The sequence below is a fragment of the Actinomadura sp. 7K534 genome (assembly GCF_004348575.1).
GTDB lineage: Bacteria > Actinomycetota > Actinomycetes > Streptosporangiales > Streptosporangiaceae > Spirillospora > Spirillospora livida.
In genome coordinates, this window is sequence record NZ_SMKB01000003.1 from 78,144 (window position 1) to 98,830 (window position 20,687).

A 20,687-nucleotide genomic window follows, 5' to 3' on the forward strand; every position below is an offset into this window, starting at 1 on the left:
GCCTGCGGACGTCCCGTACATGCCCGCCCCGGCCCCGCCGCCCCCGGTCAGCCGAGGCGGTCCCCGACCGGGCCGATCACGGTGAGGGCCTGCGGGGCGGCGAGGACCTCGCCGGCCACGGCGCGGACGTCGTCCAGGGTGACGGCCTCGATGCGGGCGAGCACCTCGTCCACGGGCAGCAGCGACTCGTACACCAGCTCGCTCTTGCCGATGCGGCTCATGCGCGAACCGGTGTCCTCAAGACCGAGGACCATCGCGCCGCGCAGCTGCCCCTTGCCGCGCTCCAGCTCCTCCTCGGTGAGGGAGTCCGCGGCGGCCTTGGCCACCTCGTCGCGGCAGATCGACAGGACCTCCTCGGCCTTGCCGGGCTGGCAGCCCGCGTAGACGCCGAAGATGCCGGAGTCGGCGTACTGCGCCGTGTAGCTGTAGACGGAGTAGGCGAGCCCGCGCTTCTCGCGGATCTCCTGGAACAGGCGGGACGACATGCCGCCGCCCAGCGCCGCGTTCAGCACCCCGAGCGCGAACCGGCGGTCGTCGGTGCGGGACACGCCGGCCCCGCCGAGGATGATGTGCGCCTGCTCGGTGTCCTTGTCGATCACCACGGTGCGCGGGTCGACGGGGGCGGGCGCTCCGTCCACCCGGGGCGCGGTGGGCGCGGCGTCGCCGGTCAGGTGCCCCTCGAACGCGCGGGACACCAGCCGGACGACCTCGTCGTGGTCGATGTTGCCCGCCGCCGACACCACCAGGTTGGCCGGGACGTAGTGCTCCCGGTAGTAGCCGTGGATCCGGTCCCGGGACAGCGCGTTGATCGACTCCTCGCTGCCGAGGATGGGCCGGCCCAGCGGGGTGTCGCCGTACAGCGCGGTCGCGAACTCGTCATGGATGAGGTCGCCGGGGTCGTCGTCGCGCATGTGGATCTCTTCGAGGATCACGCCGCGCTCGGCCTCGACGTCCTCGGGGCGGTTGACCGACTCCGCCACCATGTCGGAGACGACGTCCACGGCGAGCGGGAGGTCGGAGTCCAGGACCCGCGCGTAGTAGCAGGTGTACTCCTTGGCGGTGAACGCGTTGAGGTCGCCGCCGACCGTGTCGATCGCCGCGGAGATGTCCAGCGCGGACCGCCGCCGCGTCCCCTTGAACAGCACGTGCTCCAGGTAGTGGCTCGCGCCGGCGTCGGCGGGCGCCTCGTCGCGGGAGCCGACCGCCGACCAGATGCCGAACGCGGCGGACCGTACCGTCGGCATCGTCTCGGTGATGACGCGCAGCCCCCCGGGCAGGACGGTGCGGCGTACCGTGCCGGCGCCCTCGCCGCTGATCGTGATGGTGGTGCCGGGCTCCTGCGCCCGCGCGGGCAGGGTCACGTGTCGCTCGCATTCCGTCGATGGAGAACGATCCGGCCGGGCACCCTCGCGGGTGCCCGGCCGGTCGGTGGCACGGTCAGGAGTTGCGCTGGCCGGTGTCGTCACCGCCGCGGCGGGTGCGGCGGCGCCGCGGGCGGCGCTCCCCGTCGCCCCGGCGCTCCCCGGACTCGTCGTCGTCGGACGACGCCGAGGGCGCGGCGGGCGCGGCGCCGCCGTCGCCCGCGCCGTTCTCGGCCTCCTTCTCGATGACCTCGACCGGCACCAGCGACAGCTTGCCGCGCTGGTCGATCTCGGTGACCTCGACCTGGATCTTCTCGCCGACGCCCATCACGTCCTCGACGTTCTCGATCCGGGCGCCGCCGTGCAGCTTGCGGATCTGCGAGACGTGCAGCAGGCCGTCCTTGCCGGGCAGCAGCGACACGAACGCGCCGAACGTGGTGGTCTTGACGACGGTGCCGAGGAACCGCTCGCCGACCTCCGGCATGTGCGGGTTGGCGATCGAGTTGATCGCCTGCCGCGCGGCCTCGGCGGACGGGCCGTCGGTGGCCCCGACGTAGATCGTGCCGTCGTCCTCGATCGTGATGTCGGCGCCGGTGTCGTCCTGGATCGAGTTGATCATCTTGCCCTTGGGGCCGATGACCTCGCCGATCTTGTCGACCGGGACCTTGATGGTGATGATCCGCGGCGCGTTCGGGCTCATCTCGGCGGGCGCCTCGATGGCCTCCTGCATGACGTCCAGGATCGCCAGCCGGGCGCCCTTGGCCTGCCGCAGCGCGGCGGCCAGCACCGAGGCGGGGATGCCGTCGAGCTTGGTGTCGAGCTGCAGCGCGGTGATCAGGTCGCGGGTGCCGGCGACCTTGAAGTCCATGTCGCCGAACGCGTCCTCGGCGCCGAGGATGTCGGTGAGGGTGACGTACTCGCCGCCCTCGTGGATCAGGCCCATCGCGATGCCCGCCACCATCTGCTTGAGCGGGACGCCCGCGTCCAGCAGCGACATGGTGGACGCGCACACCGACCCCATCGAGGTGGAGCCGTTGGACCCGAGGGCCTCCGACACCTGCCGGATCGCGTACGGGAACTCCTCGCGGGTCGGCAGCACCGGGAGCAGCGCGCGCTCGGCGAGCGCGCCGTGCCCGATCTCGCGGCGCTTGGGCGAGCCGACCCGGCCCGTCTCCCCGGTGGAGTACGGCGGGAAGTTGTAGTTGTGCATGTAGCGCTTGGTGCGCTCCGGGTTCAGCGTGTCGATCATCTGCTCCATGCGGAGCATGTTCAGCGTGGTCACGCCCAGGATCTGGGTCTCGCCCCGCTCGAAGATCGCCGAGCCGTGCACGCGCGGGACGACGTGCGCCTCGGCGGTCAGCTGGCGGATGTCCTTCGGCCCGCGGCCGTCGATGCGCAGCCCGTCGCGGACGACCCGCTCGCGGACCAGCTTCTTGGTGACCGCGCGGTAGGCGGCGGAGATCTCCTTCTCGCGCCCCTCGAACGTCTCGGCGAGCTTCTCCGCGGCGGCGGCCTTGATCTCGTCCAGCCGGGCCTCGCGCTCCTGCTTGCCGGCGATCGTCAGCGCCTGCGCGAGGTCGCCGCTGACCTCCGCGGTCACGGCGTCGAACACGTCGTCCTGGTAGTCCAGGAAGATCGGGTACTCGGCGGTCTCCTTGGCGGCGACGGCCGCGAGGTCGCTCTGCGCCTTGCACAGGACCTTGATGAACGGCTTGGCCGCCTCCAGGCCCTCCGCGATGGTCTCCTCGGTCGGCGCGGTCGCGCCGTCGCCGACGAGCTTGAGGGTCTCGCGGGTGGACTCCGCCTCGACCATCATGATCGCGACGTCGCCGTCCTCGAGGACCCGGCCGGCCACCACCATGTCGAAGGTGGCGCGCTCCAGCTCGGGGTGGGTCGGGAAGCCGACCCACTGGCCCTCGATCAGCGCGACGCGGACGCCGCCGATCGGGCCGGAGAACGGCAGCCCGGCCAGCTGCGTGGACAGCGACGCGGCGTTGATCGCGACGACGTCGTACAGGTGGTCCGGGTGCAGCGCCATGATCGTCTCGACGACCTGGATCTCGTTGCGCAGCCCCTTGGCGAACGACGGGCGCAGCGGCCGGTCGATCAGCCGGCAGGTGAGGATCGCGTCCTCGGACGGGCGGCCCTCGCGGCGGAAGAACGAGCCGGGAATGCGGCCGGCCGCGTACATCCGCTCCTCGACGTCGACGGTCAGGGGGAAGAAGTCCAGGTTCTCCTTGGGCTTCTTGGACGCCGTCGTCGCCGACAGCACCATCGTCTCGTCGTCGAGGTAGGCGACGGCGGAACCGGCGGCCTGGCGGGCCAGCCGGCCCGTCTCGAAGCGGATGGTGCGGGTGCCGAAGCTGCCGTTGTCGATCACGGCTTCGGTGGTCTGCGCACCGTCGATGCGCACGGCTTCTGTCACGGGAAACCTCCTCAGGGTTCCATGTCGGTCCTCGCGGCCGTTTCCCGTTGGTCTCGTACGCTGCCGGTCTTCGATCGAAGCACCCGGATCCAGGATCGCGCCGATGCGGCGGAACGGATCCGGAAGCCACTACCGAGGACCGGCCCGCACCAGCGGTGTCCGCGAGGCTTGTCTGCAGTTTTGCGGCCCGCCCGCGGCTTCACGGCCCCGGGCGGCCGGTGTGCCGGGGGCCGGCCCGTACGGCCGGGCCCCGGCATGAACGGAGGGAGCGGCCCGGCGGGCCGCTCCCTCACCCGTCTAGCGGCGCAGGCCGAGGCGCTCGATCAGCTGCCGGTAGCGGTTGATGTCCTTGTTCGCGAGGTACTTCAGGAGGCGGCGACGACGGCCGACCAGCAGCAGGAGGCCGCGGCGGCTGTGGTGGTCGTGCTTGTGCTCCTTGAGGTGCTCGGTCAGATCGTTGATGCGGCGCGTCAGCAGCGCGACCTGGACCTCCGGCGATCCGGTGTCACCCTCAGTGGTCGCGTACTCGGCGATGATCTGGTTCTTCGTGGCGGTGTCGAGCGACACGTGGCTCCTTCGATGAAATCGTCACCCGCAGATCCGGGCCCGGTGGGCGTGCGGGTCCGCATGGTGCGTGTTAAGAGGGTGGCCGCATGAGGGTGCAGCCAGCCGCGCCGGGGCCCTTCCCGGCGACTATTCACCGTACCATGTTGGCCGCAAGCCCGGCTCCGGCCGCTCGCCTGGCGGCTCGCGACCGGCCCGGTCTTGTGCGGGCGCGAATCGCTTCGCGATCTTCCCGGTGGGCTCGCCTTCGGCTTCGCCCCACCGGTCAGGTCGCGCGCCCGCGTGCCGGTTGAGGTCTGCTTCGGGCGACCGGGCCTCGTGGTGCGCTTAGGCCGTTATTTCGCGGATCTTGGCTACATCTCGGTGCATTTGGTCTACCAGGGCCTCGACCGAGTCGAACTTCAGGGTGTCGCGGGTGCGGGCGGTGAAGTCCACGGCCATGTGCTCGCCGTAGAGGTCCAGGTCGTCGCGGTCCAGGGCGTATGCCTCGACGGTGCGCTCCACGCCCTCGAACGTCGGGTTGGTGCCGATGGAGATCGCGGCGGGCCAGCGGAAGTCCGGGTAGCGGTCGGAGTCGCAGACCAGCCAGCCGGCGTAGACGCCGTCCGCGGGGATCGCGCTCTGCGGCGGGGTCTCGAGGTTGGCCGTGGGGAAGCCCAGCGCGCGGCCCCGCTGGTGGCCGCGCACGACGACGCCCTCGACGCGGTGCGGGCGGCCGAGCGCCCGCGCCGCCGCCTCGACCTCGCCCGCTTCGAGCCGCCCGCGGATGTAGGTGGAGGAGATCGTGTCGTCGTTGGCCACCAGCGGCATGCCCTCGGCCGTGAAGTCGTACTTGTCGCCGAGTTCGCGCAGGAGCGCGACGTCGCCCTTGGCCTTGTGGCCGAAGCGGAAGTCCTCGCCGACGATCACGTGGGCCGCGTGGAGGCGGTCCACCAGGACCGACTGGACGAAGTCGTCCGGGGCCATCTTCGACAGTTCGAGCGTGAACGGCACGACGACGACGGCGTCGGCGCCGAGGCCCTCCAGCAGCTCGATGCGGCGCCTGGTGCCGGCGAGCAGCGGCGGATGGGTGCCGGGGCGGACGACCTCGTCGGGGTGCGGGTCGAAGGTGATGACCACCGAGCGCAGGCCGCGGCGGCGCGCCTCCTCCACGGCGGTGCCCACGATCCGCTGGTGTCCGCGGTGGACCCCGTCGAACACGCCGATCGTGATCACTGAACGGCCCCACTCTGCGGGAACCTCGTCGAGGCCATTCCAGCGCCGCACCATTCTCTCCCTGCGTAGGACGTCCGTGCCCGGTCTTTGCTGTCGTCCTTAAGGGTGCCATGCGAGGGCGGGCACCGTCGCATTCAGGGGTCCCCGTGTCAGCCCGACTGGTATACGACCAGAGACACCGCGATGTACTGCAGGATGTAGGCCGCGAGCGTGCAGGCGTGGAAGACCTCGTGGAACCCGAACCAGTCCGGCGAGGGGTTGGGGCGGCGCAGCCCGTACACGACTCCCCCGACGCTGTAGCAGATGCCGCCGGTCGCGACCATGAGGCAGGCGACGACGCCCGCACCCGACAGGAACTGCGGCAGGAAGAGCACCGCCACCCAGCCCAGGACGATGTACAGCGTCACGTAGAGGGCGCGGGGGGCCTCGACCCAGAGCGTCCGGAAGAGGACGCCCGCGACGGCGCCCGTCCAGACGATGGCCAGGACGGCGACGCGCACGCCGCCCTCCAGCGCGAGGACCGCGAACGGCGTGTAGGTCCCGGCGATGATCAGGTAGATGTTGGCGTGGTCGAAGCGGCGCAGGATCTCGATGATCCGGTGCGAGGTCTGCCGGTGGTACGTGCCCGAGATCCCGAACAGCATCGCCGATGTCGCCACGTACACCGCCGACGCGAGCCGGGCCTGGACGCTCGGGCCGAGCGCGACGAGCACCAGCCCGGCGACGAGCACCGCGGGGAACGCGCCGATGTGCAGCCAGCCGCGCAGCCGCGGGCGGGTCGGGGACGCCACCGGGGGGTGATGATCGTTCAGAGTGGTCACGGACACCTCCTACCCAACCAACCTACGGTTACGTAGGTTACTTGGCCGTAGGTTCAGCCGTCACCGCTTTGGTCCCGTGACGCGCACCACGTGGGCGGCGCGGCGGTCAGGACGCGAAGACCGCCAGCGGCCTGGCGACGCCGCCCTTCTCCTCGACCAGCGCCAGCAGCGAGCCGTCGGGCGCGAAGACGCCCACCGGCCCCGGGCCGAGCCCCGCCGCCGGGAGGCGGCCGCCGTGCGCGACCTTGCGGGCGTCGTCGGCGGAGACGTCCCGGCGCGGGAACACCGCGGCGACGGCGCCCGCCATCGGCAGGATCTCCAGCTTCTCGCCGAGCCGGTCGAGCGTCCGCGCCATGCCGAGATCGTAGGGCCCGACGCGGGTGCGGCGCAGCGCCGTGAGATGGCCTCCGCAGCCGAGGGACGCGCCGAGGTCCCGCGCCAGCGCGCGGATGTAGGTGCCGGACGAGCAGGCGATGGACGCGTCGACATCGATCACGTCGCCGTCGCGGCGGATCGCGGTGACCGTGAAGTCGTGCACGGTCACCGGCCGGTCGGTGAGGGCGACCTCCTCGCCCTTGCGGGCCATCTTGTAGGCCCGCTCCCCGTTCACCTTGATCGCGCTGACCTGGGGCGGAACCTGCCGGATGGGGCCGGTCAGCTCCGCGATCCCCGCGTGCAGGGCCTCGTCGGCGACCCGCGCGGCGGACGCGGTCGCGGTGATCTCGCCCTCGGCGTCGTCGGTGTTGGTCGACTCCCCCAGCCGGATCGTGGCGTCGTAGCCCTTCTCGGTCAGCGCCAGATGCCCCAGCAGGCGGGTCGCCTTGCCGATGCCGAGGACGAGGACGCCGGTCGCCATCGGGTCCAGCGTCCCCGCGTGCCCGACGCGCCGGGTCTTCGCCAGCCGCCGCATCCGGCCGACCACGTCGTGCGAGGTCCAGCCGGCGGGCTTGTCCACGATGACGAGCCCCGAGTTGTCCGAGTTGTCCACACGCGCTCCGAGAAGGTCAGTCGGCACGGTCTCCGGGCACGCGCAGCGCGGCGCGCAGCCGGTCGATGATGCAGGCGGGCTCGCCGCCCATGGTGAACGCGGCGGCGGTGCGGTGCCCGCCCCCGCCGAGCTCCACGCAGGCGCGGCCGACGTCGACCGAGCCCTTGGAGCGGGTGGAGACGTACCAGTCGCCGCGGTCGTCCTCCTTGCACACGACGGCGACCTCGGCCTCGTCGGTGCGCCGGAGCTGGTCGATGACCCCTTCGAGCTGGTCGTAGGGGACGTCGCGGGCATCCCGGTCGGAGCGCGCGATCGTCGTCCAGACCAGGCCGCGGCCGCCCGCGGCGTCGCGCTCCAGCCGGGCCCGCGCCAGCGCGCCCGCGAGGACCTGGAGGTAGCCGAACGGCGCCCGGTCCCACAGCTCCCGGCTGACCGCCTCGGGCCGGACGCCCGCGGTCAGCAGCCGTCCCGCCAGGTCGTGGACCTCGGGGGTCGTGCACGGGTACTTGAACGAGCCGGTGTCGCTGGCGAGCCCCGCGTACAGGCCCTGAGCGATGTCGCGGTCGAGCGGGACGCCGAGCCGGCGGATCAACTCCTCGACCAGGACCGCCGTTGCGGCGGCGTCCGGATCGACCAGCCGTACCCCGCCGAAGTCGGTGTTGGACGCGTGGTGGTCGACGACGATGAGGGCGCCGGCGCGCGCCGCGGGCTCGGCGAGCGAGCCGAGCCGCGCCTGCCCGGCCGCGTCCAGCGAGATCATCAGGCCCGGGGCGGCGGGCATCCGGGCCGGCTCGACCAGCAGTTCCTGACCGGGCAGGAACCGCAGGATCGCCGGGACCGCGAACGGTTCGCCGAAGGACGCCAGGCAGCGCTTGCCCAGCGCGCGGAGGGCCTGCGCCAGCGCGAGCATGGAGCCGAGCGCGTCGCCGTCCGGCGCCACGTGGCAGGCGAGGCAGACCTCTCCGGCACCGCGGATCAGCTCGACCGCCCGGTCCCATTCCAGGTCGGCGGCCTGCATCGCGGGTCCGCCCGCCGGGTCGGAGCCCGGGTCGGCCGCGGCGGAGTCCACGGGCGCGCCCCGGCCGTGCGGTCCCCTGGGTTCGGACGGCGCCGGGGGTTCGGACGGCACTGGGGGCGCGGACGGCACGGCGGGCTCCGGCGGCAGGGCCGGTACGGGCCCGCCGCCGCCGAGTCCGCCACCACGTCCGCCGGCGAGCCCGCCGCCCACGCCGCGCGGAACGATGTCGTGGCCGCTCGCGGAATGGCCGTCAGCGTCGTGCAGCAGCCACTCCGCGGGGCGGCCGGCGCCCGGCGCCTCCGCGCGCCTCTCCGTCCCGCTCACGACGACGGGCGTCCGGGACGGCCGTCCTCACCGTCCTCCGCGATGTCGTGGCCGTCGAAGTCCTCGTCGTCCTCGTCGTCCTCGTCCTCGTCGTCGAGGTCGTCGTCGACGTCCTCGTCGTCGGAACCGGGCACCCGGTAGGGATTCGCCTCACCGGCCGGGGAAGCGCCCTGCGCCGCCTTCGCGACCTCGGCGTCCTTGGCGCGGGCCTTGGCCAGCAGGTCGTCGATGTGGGCGGCGTTCTCCATCAGGGAGTCCATGACGAAGGTGATGCTGGGCGTGTGCCGGACACCGGTCTTCCTGCCCACCTCGGACCTGATGACGCCCTTGGCGCTCTCCAGCGCGGCGGCCGTCTCCGCGCGCTCGCCGTCGGACCCGTACACCGTGTAGTACACGGTCGCGTCGCGCAGGTCGTTGGTGATGCGGGTGTCCGTCACGGTCACGAAGCCGAGCCGCGGATCCTTGATCCGCCTCTCCAGCATCTCGGCCACGATCTGCTGGATGCGGTCGGCGAGCTTGCGCGCCCGAGCTGCGTCCACCATGATCGCACTCCCTTTCTATGGTTACGTGAGGGCCGAGCGGCCTCGGCCGGCCTGCGGCCGCCGCGGGGGGCGGACCCGCCGCTCAGTCCTCATCATGGAACAGCCGCTGCCGGGCGGACAGCAGCTCGATCTCCGGCCGCCCGGCGACCAGCCGTTCGCACCGGTCCAGCACCTGGGTGCAGTTGGCCGCGGTGCCGGACACCACCGCCACCCCGATCTCCGCCCTGCGGTACAGGTCGTTGCCGCCGGTCTCGGCGACGGCCACCGCCGGGAAGTGCTTCTGCACCTCGGCGATGATGGGCCGGAGGACGGACCGCTTCTGCTTCAGCGATTGGACGTCCCCCAGCAGCAGGTCGAGCGTCAGCGCACCCACGTACACCTGGTCGATCACCTCGGCATTCTCGATGATGAAACGACGGTGGTCACCCGCCGTGTTCCCGGCCCGCGGCGCCGCGCGCCGGGGCCGGTGCGGCGGCCGGCGGCGGAACGGGCCGGGCATGACGGACGCCAGGCTAGAAGATCCGCCTGGCGTCGTGTCACCTGATTAAACGATCATTTGTCGAAGACGGCCGGCCGCCCGCGCCGGTGCTCAGGTGCGGGGCTTCTCCCGCATCTCGAAGCACTCGATGACATCGCCGAGCTTGATGTCGTTGTAGCCCACGCCGATACCGCACTCGAAGCCCTCGCGGACCTCGGTGGCGTCGTCCTTGAAGCGGCGCAGCGACGACACCGTGAGGTTGTCGGCGACCACGACGCCGTCGCGTACGAGTCGCGCCTTGGCGTTGCGCTGGATCGTGCCCGAGGTGACCATCGACCCGGCGACGTTGCCGATCCGCGGGACCTTGAAGATCTCCCGGACCTCGGCGGTGCCGAGCTGGACCTCCTCGAACTCCGGCTTGAGCATGCCCTTGAGGGCCGCCTCGATCTCCTCGATCGCCTGGTAGATGATCGAGTAGTACCGGATGTCGACGCCTTCGCGGTCGGCCAGTTCCTGCGCGTTGCGCTCGGGCCGCACGTTGAAGCCGAGGATGACCGCGCCCTCCTCGGACGCCAGCGACAGGTTGACGTCGTCCTGCGTGATCGCGCCGACACCGCGGCGGATGATCCGCAGGCTGACCTCGTCGCCCACGTCGATCTTGAGGAGCGAGTCCTCCAGCGCCTCGACCGAACCGGACACGTCGCCCTTGAGGATGAGCAGGAGCTCTTCCCGCTTGCCCTCCTGGAAGTCCTTGAACAGTTCCTCGAGGGAGCTGCTCTTGCGGCTCTTGAGCAGCTCGGCGTTGCGCTTGCGCGCCACCCGCTTGTCGGCGATCTGCCGGGCGACCCGGTCGTCGTCGACGACCAGGAAGTTGTCCCCGGCACCGGGCACGGCCGCGAGGCCGAGCACCATCACCGGACGGGACGGGCCCGCCTCCGTGACGTTGTTGCCGTTCTCGTCGAGCATCGCCCGGACGCGGCCGTTGGCCACGCCGCAGACGATCGAGTCGCCGACCTGCAGCGTGCCGCGCTGCACCAGCACGGTCGCCACGGCGCCCCGGCCCTTGTCCAGGTGGGCCTCGATGGCCGAGCCCTGGGCGGGCATGTCGGGGTTGGCCTTCAGGTCGAGCTCGGCGTCGGCGGTCAGGATGATCGCCTCCAGCAGCCCGTCGATGTTCTCGCGCTGCTTGGCCGACACGTCCACGAAGATGGTCGAGCCGCCGAACTCCTCGGCGACCAGGCCGTACTCCGTCAGCTGGGCCCGGACCTTGTTCGGGTCGGCGCCCTCGACGTCGATCTTGTTGACCGCGACGACGATCGGGACCCCCGCCGCGGTGGCGTGGTCGATCGCCTCGGTGGTCTGCGGCTTGACGCCGTCGTCCGCGGCGACCACCAGCACCACCAGGTCGGTGGTGTCGGCACCGCGGGCGCGCATGGCGGTGAACGCCTCGTGACCCGGGGTGTCGATGAAGGTGATCTTGCGGTCCTCGCCGTCGACCTCGGTCTCGACCTGGTAGGCGCCGATGTGCTGGGTGATGCCGCCGGCCTCGCCGGCCTGCACGTTGGCGGACCGGACGGCGTCCAGCAGCTTGGTCTTACCGTGGTCGACGTGGCCCATGACGGTGACCACCGGCGGCCGGGGCAGCAGGTTCTCCTCGCCGCCCTCGTCCTCGCCGTACTCGATGTCGAACGACTCGAGCAGCTCGCGGTCCTCGTCCTCGGGGCTGACGACCTGGACGTCGAAGTCCAGCTCCAGCCCGAGGGCCAGCAGGTCGTCGGGGTCGACCGACTGGGTCGCGGTGACCATCTTGCCGAGGTGCATCATGATCGCGACGAGCGACGCCGGGTTGGCGCCGATCTTCTCGGCGAAGTCGGTCAGGGACGCGCCCTGCGGCAGCCGGATCGTCCTGCCGTTGCCGCGCGGAGCCGAGACACCGCCGACGGCGGGCGCCTGCATGTTCTCGAACTCTTGACGACGCGCCCGCTTCGACTTGCGTCCGCGTGCGGGACGTCCGCCGGGACGGCCGAACGCGCCCTGCGTACCGCCGCGACCGCGGCCGCCGCCACCGGGACGGGGACCGAAGCCACCGCCGGGACGGCCGCCGGCACCCGTGCGGGGACCGCCGAAGCCGCCGCCGGGACGGCCGCCGCCACCGGGCCCGCGGCCACCGCCGCCGGGACCGCGACCGCCGCCGCCCGGACCGCGGCCACCGCCGCCGCCACCGCCGGGACCGCCCCGGCCGGGAGCGGCCGGCCGCGAGGACGGCATGTTCATCGGGCTCGGACGCGGGCCGCCCGGCCGGGGCGGCATGCCGCCCGGGCTCGGCCGCGGGCCGCCGGCACCGGCGGGACCGCCGGGACGCGGGCCACCGGGACGCGGGCCGCCGGGACGGTCGCCACCGGGGCGGTCACCCCGGTCGGGACGCTCGGCGCCCGGACGCGGACCGGGGCGCGGGCCGGGCTTGGGCGCCTGGCCCATGCCGCTGGCGTTGGAGCTGAACGGGTTGTTGCCCGGACGCGGGCCACCGGGGCCGCGGCCGCCGCCTGCGGGGCGGGGGCCGGGACGCGGACCCGGCTTGGGCGCGCGGGGACCCGGCTTCGGGCCGCCGGGCGCACGGCCGCCGGGACCGGCGGTACCGGTTCCTGCGCCGCCCGAGGCGGAACCGCCCGGACCGGCCGGACCGGCCGCGGGCGGGGCGCTCGGGCCCTGCGCCGCGGGGGCGTCCACCTGCGTGCCCGGCGCCGGCGGGACCGGCGGGCGCGGGCCCGGCTTCGGGGCGCCGCCCTGGCCGCCGGGGCCGCCCTGGCCGCCCTGGCCGCCGGGGCCCGGCCGCGGCGCGGCCGGACGCGGCGCCGCGGGCCGCGGGGCCTGCGGACGGGCGCTCTGGGAATCGGATGCGCCGCCGCCGGACGGTCCCGGACGCGGCGCGGCGGGCCGCGGCGCCGAAGGCTTCTTCGGCGCGGCCCGCTTGTCCCCCTGCTTGGGAGAGGAAGAATTTGAGAAGGCTTCTGTCAGCCTGCGAACGACCGGCGCCTCAATCGTGGAGGACGCCGACCGTACGAACTCGCCCATTTCCTGGAGCTTGGCCATGACGACCTTGCTCTCTACACCGAACTCCTTGGCGAGTTCATAAACCCGGACCTTCGCCACTGCACTCCCTACTCGGTCCGGGGGTGCGGCCTCCGGACCGTCGCTAACTTGCCGTACTCATCGCGGCGTGCTCATCGAGCGCTCATAGCAATCTCGACCTGCTTCCGACTAGACGTCGCTTACCATTTGGCCATCCTGCTGCCGCGCGGCGTGTGCCGCAAGCCGCGCTCGCAGCGCACCGGCGTCGAGCGGGCCCGGGACGCGGAACGCCCTCGGGAACGCCCGACGTCGCTCTGCGAGCTCGAGGCATCCCAGGTCGGGATGCAGATGCGCACCCCGCCCCGGCAGCCGCCCATGGGGATCGGGGACGATGACGCCCTCGACCACCACCAGGCGCAGCAAGCCGGATTTGACCGTGCGAACCCGGCAGCCAACACACGTGCGCATAGAGGCCGCCCGGCCACGTTTCATGAGTCTACCGCGCCGACGCGTCGGCGGGGCCGGTCGCATGCGCCTCCGGAGCAGAAGATCCAGAATCGCCGGCCTCGCCGGACTTCGCCGCGGCCTGCTCCGGCTCGGTGTCGGACCGGATATCGATCCGCCAGCCGGTCAGCCGCGCGGCGAGACGGGCGTTCTGCCCCTCCTTGCCGATGGCGAGGGACAGCTGGTAGTCGGGCACGACGACCCGGGCGACCCGGGCGTCGGCGTCGACCACCTCGACATTGGAAACCCGCGCGGGCGACAGGGCATTCCCGACGAACTCCGCGGGGTCCTCGGACCAGTCCACGATGTCGATCTTCTCGCCGTGCAGCTCGGCCATCACGTTGCGGACCCGGCTGCCGAGCGGGCCGATGCAGGCGCCCTTGGCGTTCACGCCCGCCTTGCGCGAGCGCACCGCGATCTTGGTGCGGTGGCCGGCCTCGCGGGCGATGGCCGCGATCTCCACCGTCCCGTCGGCGATCTCCGGGACCTCCAGCGCGAACAGCTTGCGCACCAAGTTCGGGTGCGTCCGCGACAGCTGCACCGACGGGCCGCGGTGGCCCTTGCGGACCTGCACCACGTAGGCGCGCAGCCGGTCCCCGTGGTCGTAGTGCTCGCCGGGGACCTGCTCCTGCGGCGGCAGCACGGCCTCGATCTTGCCGAGGTCGACCAGCACGTTCCGCGGGTCCTTGCCCTGCTGGATGATGCCGCTGACGATGTCGCCCTCGCGGCCGGCGTACTCGCCGAACGTCAGCTCGTCCTCGGCGTCCCGCAGCCGCTGCAGGATGACCTGCTTGGCGGTGGTCGCCGCGATGCGGCCGAATCCGGTCGGGGTGTCGTCGTACTCGCGGAGGGCGTTGCCCTCCTCGTCTGTCTCGGTCGCCCAGACCGTGACGTGCCCGCTCTGCCGGTCCAGCTCGACGCGCGCCTTCGCCGCCGCGCCCTCCGTCCGGTGGTAGGCGATCAGCAGGGCGTCCTCGATGGCCTTGACGGCCACCTCCAGCGAGATGTCCTTCTCGCTCTCCAGGCCCCGTAGGGCCGTCATGTCGATGTCCACGAGGTTCCCCCCTCTAGTCCGGCTCAGCCGGAGAACGCGTTCCCTCAGCCCCAAGTGGCGAGTCCTTCTGGGGGGACTGCCCCGCAGACCGCCCGGAAAGAGGTTTGAACTCCACCTGCATGCGGCCGCGCCCCAGCTCGCCGAGGCGGAACCGGCGCCGCACGGTCTCCGCCCCGGGGGTCTTTCCCTTCTGGCGCGACTTCCCCCCGGACCCGCCGGAGGGGGTTCCGGACCCGGCGGACCCGCCGCCGCCCTTCGCCCCGGCTCCCTTGCCCCGGCGCTTCTGGACGACGTCGATCTCGACGCTCTCGTCGTCGGCCGCCACCACGCGGCCCTCGATCTGGCCTCCCTCGGCCAGCGGCGCGACGACCAGCCGGCCGACGGCGCGGCGCCAGTGCCGCGGCTCGGTGAGGGGGCGGTCGACGCCGGGGGAGGTCACCTCCAGCACGTAGGGCGAGGTCCCCATGACGTCGGACTCGTCGAGCAGGGCGGAGGCCGTCTCGCTCAGCCGGGCGACGTCGTCGAGGCCGACCCCGTCGTCACCGTCCACGACGATCTTGACCAGGCGGCGGCGCCCGGCGGGCCGCACGTCGACCTCCTCCAGGTCGAAGCCCGCCTTCCGCACCGCCGGCGCGAGGAGCCGGGTCAGCTCGGTGACGGCGGTGCCGCGCGCCGGGCGCGCCGCGGAGTGCTCGCGCGGGCCCCGGTCCTGCCGGGCCTGCCGCCCCTCCTGCTCGCGCCCCCCTTGAGCGCGGCCACCGCGGGACTCGACGCTCATGGGACCCTCCTCCTGTTGTTGTCCGCCTGCGGTCGCGGGCGTCGCCGCTCATCCGTTGACAACTCAAGACTATCGACAGCCGGAGACCGCGGCGGTTTTTCGGACGCGTCACCGGCGCGCCGGATATGGAATGCTTGAGCTGGCCTGATGGGCGCGTCCGGGACCGGGACCGCAGCGGGCCGCCACCACCACACCGTCGGGTGAGGAGACTCCCTTGCCAGAGGCCGTGCCGCGCTTGCCGGGAGCCGTGTCCCGCCGCGCGCTGCTGGGCCGGGGCGCCGTGCTGGGCGGCGCCGCGCTCCTCCTGCCGGCGGCGGGCTGCGCCGCCGAGACCCGCCCGCACAAGGACGTGCCGACGCTGGCCGGGGCGATCGCGTCCGAGCAGAACCTGGTCGCGACCTACGAGGCGGCCAAGGCGGCGGACGCCTCGCTCGCCGCGCGGCTGGACCTCGTCCTCGCCCATCACCGCGAGCACCTCGCCGTGCTGAAGCGCCACTACGTTCCCGGTTCCGGCGACCGGGCCGACGAGGGCGGCGCGATCCCGGCGCCGAGCGCGCTCCCGCTCCCGGACGGCGGCGGGCTCCTGGACGCGCTGCGCGACGCGGAGGACCGGGCGGCGCAGGCGCGGACGGCCGACGCGGCGAAGGCGGCCCCCGCGCTGGCGCAGCTGCTGGCCAGCATCGGCGCCTGCGAGGCGGGGCACGCGATGCTCGCGTCGGGCGAGCCTCCGCCCGTCCGGTCGAAGTCCGGTGCCGAGGCGGTCCGGACGGCGCTCGGGGCCGAGCACGCGGCCGTCTACGGGTACGGGGTGCTCGGCGCCCGCCTGCGCGGATCGCTCAGGATGACGGCGACGGCCGTCTGGAACGACCACCGCGCCCGGCGGGACGCCCTGGTCTCGATCCTGTCCGACGACTCCGGGGAGCCCGCCGAGCCGATCGCCGGCGCGGCCGCCTACCGGCTGCCCGTCAAGGTCACGTCCGCCCGCAGCGCGGCCCGGCTGGCGGCGGCGCTGGAGGACGATCTCGTGCCCGCCTACGTCGCCCTCGCCGGCGCCTCCTCCCCCGACCTGCGGGCCTTCGCCGCGGACGGCGCGCGGCGGGCCCGGGCGCGGTCCGCGGCCTGGCGTTCGAAGACGGGCCTTCCGGCGCCGGCGGACGCGTTCCCCGGACTGCCGCCGGCGGCGCGGTCGCCGCGTCCCGTGCCGGGTGAGTGATCTTCCGCACCCCGGGAAGGAAGCGTCCGATCAGTGACGTTTGTCCCTGCAGAGGGATCACTCGGGGGAGGAGTCCAGATCAGCATGAGCAACGTTCCAGAGGGAAACGCTCTCGACGAGCTGCGGGCCGCCTACCACGAACAGCTGACCCGGCTGGCGGCCGAGCGCGACGCGGCGCGCCGCCAGGCGCGCAGGGCCCAGGCGCAGGCCGATGTGGCGCGCGCCGACCTCGCCAGTCTCCGGAGCAGCGTCCAGCGGCTGCTGAACGCCGCCGCCCGCCACCTGCCCGACCTGCCCCCGGTGGAGGCCCCCGCCGGAGGTGCCGACGGGGCGACGCCGGAGCTTCCGGCGGGGCGGCGTGCCCTGCCCGCCGCGGCCGACGCCGCCGACGGGAAGGCGCGGCCGGCCCGGGCGGCCTGACCGGGCGGCCTGACCGAGAAGGGAACGGCCCGCACATGGGCCGTGCGAGACCGCCGGAACGCGTTCCGGCGGTCTCCGCTCTCGTCGTGACCCGCACCGCCGAGGTCGCCGCTGCTGTTAATGTCCAGCGGATGACCGCGTACGGCCTTCTCGTCTCCCCCTCCCACAACCGGGTCTATGCACAGGCCGCCGCCGGCCTGGTGAAGGCCGAGCTGGCGGTGTTCAGCGAACGGGCGCTGGGCGGGCGCGTCCGGGACATCGAGGAGACGGAGATCGGGGGCGTCCCGTATGTGACGTTCTCCGCCGACGACCTGACGGAACAGGACATCCGCCTTCTGTCGAACCTGTCGTCGCTCTATGCGCTGTTCCAGATGGAGGGCGACCTCCTGCGGCCGGTCGCGCTCAAGCCTCTCGACCTGTTCGGCAGTGACCTGCTCACCATCCAGAAGTACTCCGGCAAGACGAACGAGTACTTCACCAAGCTCCTGCTGAACGTCACCGCCATGGCGGCCGACTCCCCCATGGACCTGGTCACCGGCCGTCCCCGCGTGCTCGACCCCATGTGCGGCCGCGGCACCACCCTCAACCAGGCCATGATGTACGGCCTGGACGCTGCCGGGATGGACATCGACGGCAAGGACTTCGACGCCTACGCGGCCTTCATCAAGACGTGGCTGAAGAACAACCGGGTCAAGCACCGGGCGGAGGTCGCCAACGTGCGGCGGGAGAGGTCCGTCGTCGGACGCCGCCTGCACGTCACGCTCGGCGCGTCGAAGGAGCGCTACAAGGGCGGCGAGACGATGGAGATCACCGTCGTGCACGCCGACTCCCTGGAGGCCGGACGGTTCTTCCGCCCGGCCTCCTTCGACCTGATCGTCACCGACGCCCCGTACGGCGTGCAGCACGGCAGCCGTCCCAAGGGCGGACGAACGTCGGGCAAGGGGAAGCCGCAGCTTTCGCGGAGCCCGGTCGAGCTGCTGGCCGCGGCCGTGCCGGAATGGGCCCGGCTGCTCCGTCCGGGCGGCGCGATCGGCATCTCCTGGAACACCTTCGTGGGGCGCCGGGAGGACATCGCGGAGATCCTTGCCTCCAGCGGTCTCCACGTCCAGGACTCCGATGCCTACCGCGGCTTCCGGCACCGCGTGGACCAGGCCATCTCACGCGACCTGATCACCGCCCAGAGGCCGCCCGCCTAGATCCAGCGTTCGATGTGGGGAAGCAGCTCGTCGAGGCCGTGGATCACCGCGTCGGGCGGGGTGAGGCCGGGGCGTTCGAACGCGTGGGTGGTCTGGTGCCAGATCTGGACCGCGCGGAGCCCCGCCGACTTGGCGCCGTGGATGTCGTCGTAGGGCCGGTCGCCGACGAAGACGCAGGAGGCGGGGTCGGTGGCGCCGACCGCGTCCATGGCGGCGCGGAAGGCGTTGGCGTGCGGCTTGGTCCAGGGGATCTCGCTGGAGTAGACGGCGCCGTCGAGCAGGTCGAGGACGTCGTCGCGGGCGAACACGCGCTCGTGCCACTCGCGGGACCAGATGGTGTTCGACAGGACGCCGATCCGGATGCCCTGCTCGCGGAGGGTGCTGAACAGGCCGGGGACGGCGGGGTCGGTGTGCGTGTGCGGGGTCCACGTCTCGAAGTGCGTCGCCAGCAGCTCCTCGGTGGGCCGGACGCCGGCCATCTCGAACGCCTCGGCGAGCGTGGCGCTGCGGTGCTCGTCGGTGCCGCGGCGCCAGAGCTCCAGCTCCGCGTCGGCGAGCGCCGTCGCGGCCTTCTCGACGTCGTCCGGGGGGAGGTGGGCGGAGCAGATCGCGCGCCACATGTCGGCCAGTTCGAGGTCGTGCCACGGGGTCAGCGTGCCGCCCCAGTCGAAGATCACTGCTTGTACGCCCATGCCCGGATGGTAACCATCGGGGCACCGTGAACGATCACCCTTTGCGCGGAGGATTCGTCCCGGAGGGCGCGACCGGGGCCGCCCGAGCCCGTCCAGGAGCCCGCACTCAGCCCGCCGTCCAGGAGCCCCAATGCGCAGACCCTTGCTCGCCGCCCTCCTTTCCGTCGCTGTGGCCGCCGGTATGTCGGTGGCCGCCGTCCCGGCGGAGGCCGACCCGATCCCGGACGGTCCCGGCCGCGGTTTCGTCCCGGCCTACGTCGGCGGGCCCGCCACGCCGAAGCCGCTGGAGGGACGTCCCGTTCCGGCCAACCCGCACCAGGGGCCCGTGGGGTTGTCGTCCATGCACGCCGACAGTTACGCGTCGGACACGTACCCGTTCCTAGGACCGCTCGGTCGCAACCCTGAGGTTCTCAACGAGGCGAAGGGCGGCGGCCTGCCGGGCCTGTGCTCGACGGTGACGTTCGCCCGCAGGACGGGTCTGATCGTGGCGCAGTGCACGCGCGGGCAGAACTTCATGCTGCGGCTGATCGACCCCAGGACGCTGAAGGACCTCGCCACCCACGAGTTGCCGCCCAGGCCGTCCACGGTCCAGGCGGTCTTCTCGCTGAGCCTGGACAAGGTGCTCACCGACACGTCGGGCGGGGCGTACTACTACCTGGACCCGCAGGACCGCGCCGTCCTCGCGGACTCGGCGTTCCATCTGCGGCGGTTCGCCCACGAGAAGGGCCCGGACGGCAAGTGGCGCTTCACGGTGACCGATGACTGGGATCTCAGCCGGTACCTCCCGCACGACTGCGCCACCTGGACTAATCCGTGGCCCGCGGGCGAGTGCGACCCCGTCACCGCCGTCGGCCCGGACTGGAGCGGCCTCATCTGGTGGATCACGCGGAACGGGCGGATCGGCACCGTCGACCCCGATTCCGGCACCGTCCGGATGACGCGGCTCCAAGGCGAGAGCATCCAGAACTCGTTCGCGGCGTCCGAGGACGGCCTTTCGATCGTGTCCGACCACGCGCTCTACCAGATGCGGGCTGATGAGGACGGCACGCCCGAGGTCATCTGGCGCGAGCCGTACGACAGGGGAAGCGGACGCAAGCCGGGCCAGATCGACCAGGGCTCGGGGACGACGCCCACCTACTTCGGCGACGGATACGTGGCCATCACCGACAACGCCGACGACCGCATGCACGTGATCGTCCGCCGCAGGGCCGACGGCGGGCTGGTGTGCCAGATCCCCGTGTTCGGAAGCGGGGCGAGCGCCACGGACAACTCGCTCGTCGGGTACGGCAGCAGCCTTTTCGTGGAGAACAACTACGGCTACCGCAACTTCTTCGAGCTGCCGCCGGGCGGGTCGTCGGTGGGCGGGGTCAGCCGCGTGGACGTGAAGCCGGGCGGGAGCGGCTGCGAGACCGTCTGGACGAGCAAGGAGCGTTCGCTCTCCACCGTCCCGAAGGTGTCGGTCCCCGCCGGGCTGCTCTACCTGTACACGAAGGAGCCCCGCAACGACCTCATCGACGCTTGGTACCTGACGGCGGTGGACGTCCACACGGGCCGGACCGTCTACAAGGTGCTGACGGGCCCCGGGAAGTGGTTCGACAACAACTGGGCGCCCATCACCCTCGGCCCGGACGGGACCGCGTACGTGGGCGTACTCGGCGGGCTCGTCGCCGTCCGCGACCGCGAGTAGGCCGCGTCCCAGCGGGGATACCGGTCCGATCAGCGGAACCGAGACGGACCGAGGAGGAGGCATGCGGGCACGCGAGCCCGGTGAGAGCCGCGACTTCCGCGAGGACGTCGACGAGATGGGCGACGACGACCAGGACCTGGAGATCGGCCTGACCGAGGAGTACGTGACCGACCCGCCCGAGGGGCTGCGGATCGAGGAACCGGAGGAGAGCGAGGACGGCCTGGGCATCACCGAGTACGAACGGCAGCTGGCCGACGAGGACGCGCCCCAGCGGCCCCGCCCGGACACCCCCGCCGAGTCCGACGCCGTGAACCCCACCCGCAGGCCGTGAACCGGCG

Annotated in this window: 19 protein-coding genes; 5 read left to right on the top strand and 14 right to left on the bottom strand. The window is 72.7% G+C overall.

Going from position 1 to position 20,687, the window contains the following annotated elements; all coding sequences use genetic code 11:
• Window positions 1-47: 47 nt before the first annotated feature.
• From E1266_RS01470 to rimP, 13 genes are all read right to left on the bottom strand, one after another.
• On the bottom strand, window positions 48-1,361 hold the full coding sequence (locus tag E1266_RS01470; protein WP_132042856.1) for a pitrilysin family protein: 1,314 nt from the start codon (window positions 1,359-1,361) through the stop codon (window positions 48-50).
• A gap of 76 nt (window positions 1,362-1,437) precedes the next feature.
• A complete protein-coding gene (locus E1266_RS01475) occupies window positions 1,438-3,768 on the bottom strand; it encodes a polyribonucleotide nucleotidyltransferase (RefSeq protein ID WP_132042899.1) in 2,331 nt (776 codons plus the stop codon).
• A 315-nt stretch (window positions 3,769-4,083) separates the two neighbouring features.
• Window positions 4,084-4,353, bottom strand: coding sequence for a 30S ribosomal protein S15 (rpsO, locus tag E1266_RS01480; RefSeq protein ID WP_067792110.1), 270 nt, complete (start codon window positions 4,351-4,353; stop codon window positions 4,084-4,086).
• Window positions 4,354-4,677: 324 nt separating this feature from the next.
• Entirely contained in the window at window positions 4,678-5,616 is a 939-nt protein-coding gene (locus E1266_RS01485; protein WP_132042858.1) for a bifunctional riboflavin kinase/FAD synthetase, read from the bottom strand.
• Between the two features lie 98 nt (window positions 5,617-5,714).
• The gene (locus E1266_RS01490) at window positions 5,715-6,386 is read right to left on the bottom strand and encodes a hemolysin III family protein (RefSeq protein WP_229808143.1); all 672 of its coding nucleotides are present in this window, start codon (window positions 6,384-6,386) and stop codon (window positions 5,715-5,717) included.
• A gap of 106 nt (window positions 6,387-6,492) precedes the next feature.
• On the bottom strand, window positions 6,493-7,374 hold the full coding sequence (gene truB / locus E1266_RS01495) for a tRNA pseudouridine(55) synthase TruB (protein ID WP_132042860.1): 882 nt from the start codon (window positions 7,372-7,374) through the stop codon (window positions 6,493-6,495).
• Between the two features lie 16 nt (window positions 7,375-7,390).
• Entirely contained in the window at window positions 7,391-8,716 is a 1,326-nt protein-coding gene (locus E1266_RS01500; protein WP_243718168.1) for a bifunctional oligoribonuclease/PAP phosphatase NrnA, read from the bottom strand.
• Entirely contained in the window at window positions 8,713-9,258 is a 546-nt protein-coding gene (gene rbfA, locus E1266_RS01505; RefSeq protein WP_132042862.1) for a 30S ribosome-binding factor RbfA, read from the bottom strand. Before rbfA ends, E1266_RS01500 begins: the two co-directional genes overlap by 4 nt.
• Before the next feature lie 82 nt (window positions 9,259-9,340).
• Window positions 9,341-9,649 (bottom strand): DUF503 domain-containing protein, encoded by a 309-nt coding sequence (locus tag E1266_RS01510; protein ID WP_229808145.1) that lies wholly within the window; start codon window positions 9,647-9,649, stop codon window positions 9,341-9,343.
• A gap of 198 nt (window positions 9,650-9,847) precedes the next feature.
• A complete protein-coding gene (gene infB / locus E1266_RS01515) occupies window positions 9,848-12,886 on the bottom strand; it encodes a translation initiation factor IF-2 (RefSeq protein ID WP_132042864.1) in 3,039 nt (1,012 codons plus the stop codon).
• Window positions 12,887-12,994: 108 nt separating this feature from the next.
• On the bottom strand, window positions 12,995-13,336 hold the full coding sequence (locus E1266_RS01520; RefSeq protein WP_347876697.1) for a YlxR family protein: 342 nt from the start codon (window positions 13,334-13,336) through the stop codon (window positions 12,995-12,997).
• On the bottom strand, window positions 13,302-14,351 hold the full coding sequence (nusA, locus tag E1266_RS01525) for a transcription termination factor NusA (protein WP_132042905.1): 1,050 nt from the start codon (window positions 14,349-14,351) through the stop codon (window positions 13,302-13,304). The genes E1266_RS01520 and nusA overlap by 35 nt, the downstream gene beginning before the upstream one ends.
• A 25-nt stretch (window positions 14,352-14,376) precedes the next feature.
• Window positions 14,377-15,141: a ribosome maturation factor RimP gene (gene rimP / locus E1266_RS01530; protein WP_132042866.1), complete on the bottom strand. Its 765-nt coding sequence runs from the start codon at window positions 15,139-15,141 to the stop codon at window positions 14,377-14,379.
• Between the two features lie 214 nt (window positions 15,142-15,355).
• Here rimP and E1266_RS39185 point away from each other — a divergent pair, with 214 nt between their 5' ends.
• From E1266_RS39185 to E1266_RS01550, 3 genes are all read left to right on the top strand, one after another.
• Window positions 15,356-16,354 carry a ferritin-like domain-containing protein gene (locus E1266_RS39185; RefSeq protein ID WP_243718169.1) on the top strand — a complete coding sequence of 333 codons (999 nt, stop codon included), beginning with the start codon at window positions 15,356-15,358 and terminating at the stop codon, window positions 16,352-16,354.
• An 84-nt stretch (window positions 16,355-16,438) separates the two neighbouring features.
• Complete coding sequence (locus E1266_RS01545) at window positions 16,439-16,774, top strand: hypothetical protein (protein WP_132042868.1); 336 nt, start codon at window positions 16,439-16,441, stop codon at window positions 16,772-16,774.
• A gap of 86 nt (window positions 16,775-16,860) precedes the next feature.
• Window positions 16,861-17,970 carry an SAM-dependent methyltransferase gene (locus E1266_RS01550; RefSeq protein WP_243718170.1) on the top strand — a complete coding sequence of 370 codons (1,110 nt, stop codon included), beginning with the start codon at window positions 16,861-16,863 and terminating at the stop codon, window positions 17,968-17,970.
• Here E1266_RS01550 and E1266_RS01555 read toward each other — a convergent pair.
• A complete protein-coding gene (locus tag E1266_RS01555) occupies window positions 17,967-18,662 on the bottom strand; it encodes an HAD family hydrolase (protein ID WP_132042870.1) in 696 nt (231 codons plus the stop codon). The genes E1266_RS01550 and E1266_RS01555 overlap by 4 nt on opposite strands.
• 130 nt (window positions 18,663-18,792) lie before the next feature.
• Here E1266_RS01555 and E1266_RS01560 point away from each other — a divergent pair, with 130 nt between their 5' ends.
• Together E1266_RS01560 and E1266_RS01565 are read left to right on the top strand one after the other, a co-directional pair.
• A complete protein-coding gene (locus E1266_RS01560; protein ID WP_132042872.1) occupies window positions 18,793-20,349 on the top strand; it encodes a hypothetical protein in 1,557 nt (518 codons plus the stop codon).
• Between the two features lie 61 nt (window positions 20,350-20,410).
• Window positions 20,411-20,680, top strand: coding sequence for a hypothetical protein (locus E1266_RS01565; RefSeq protein ID WP_132042874.1), 270 nt, complete (start codon window positions 20,411-20,413; stop codon window positions 20,678-20,680).
• Window positions 20,681-20,687: the final 7 nt, after the last annotated feature.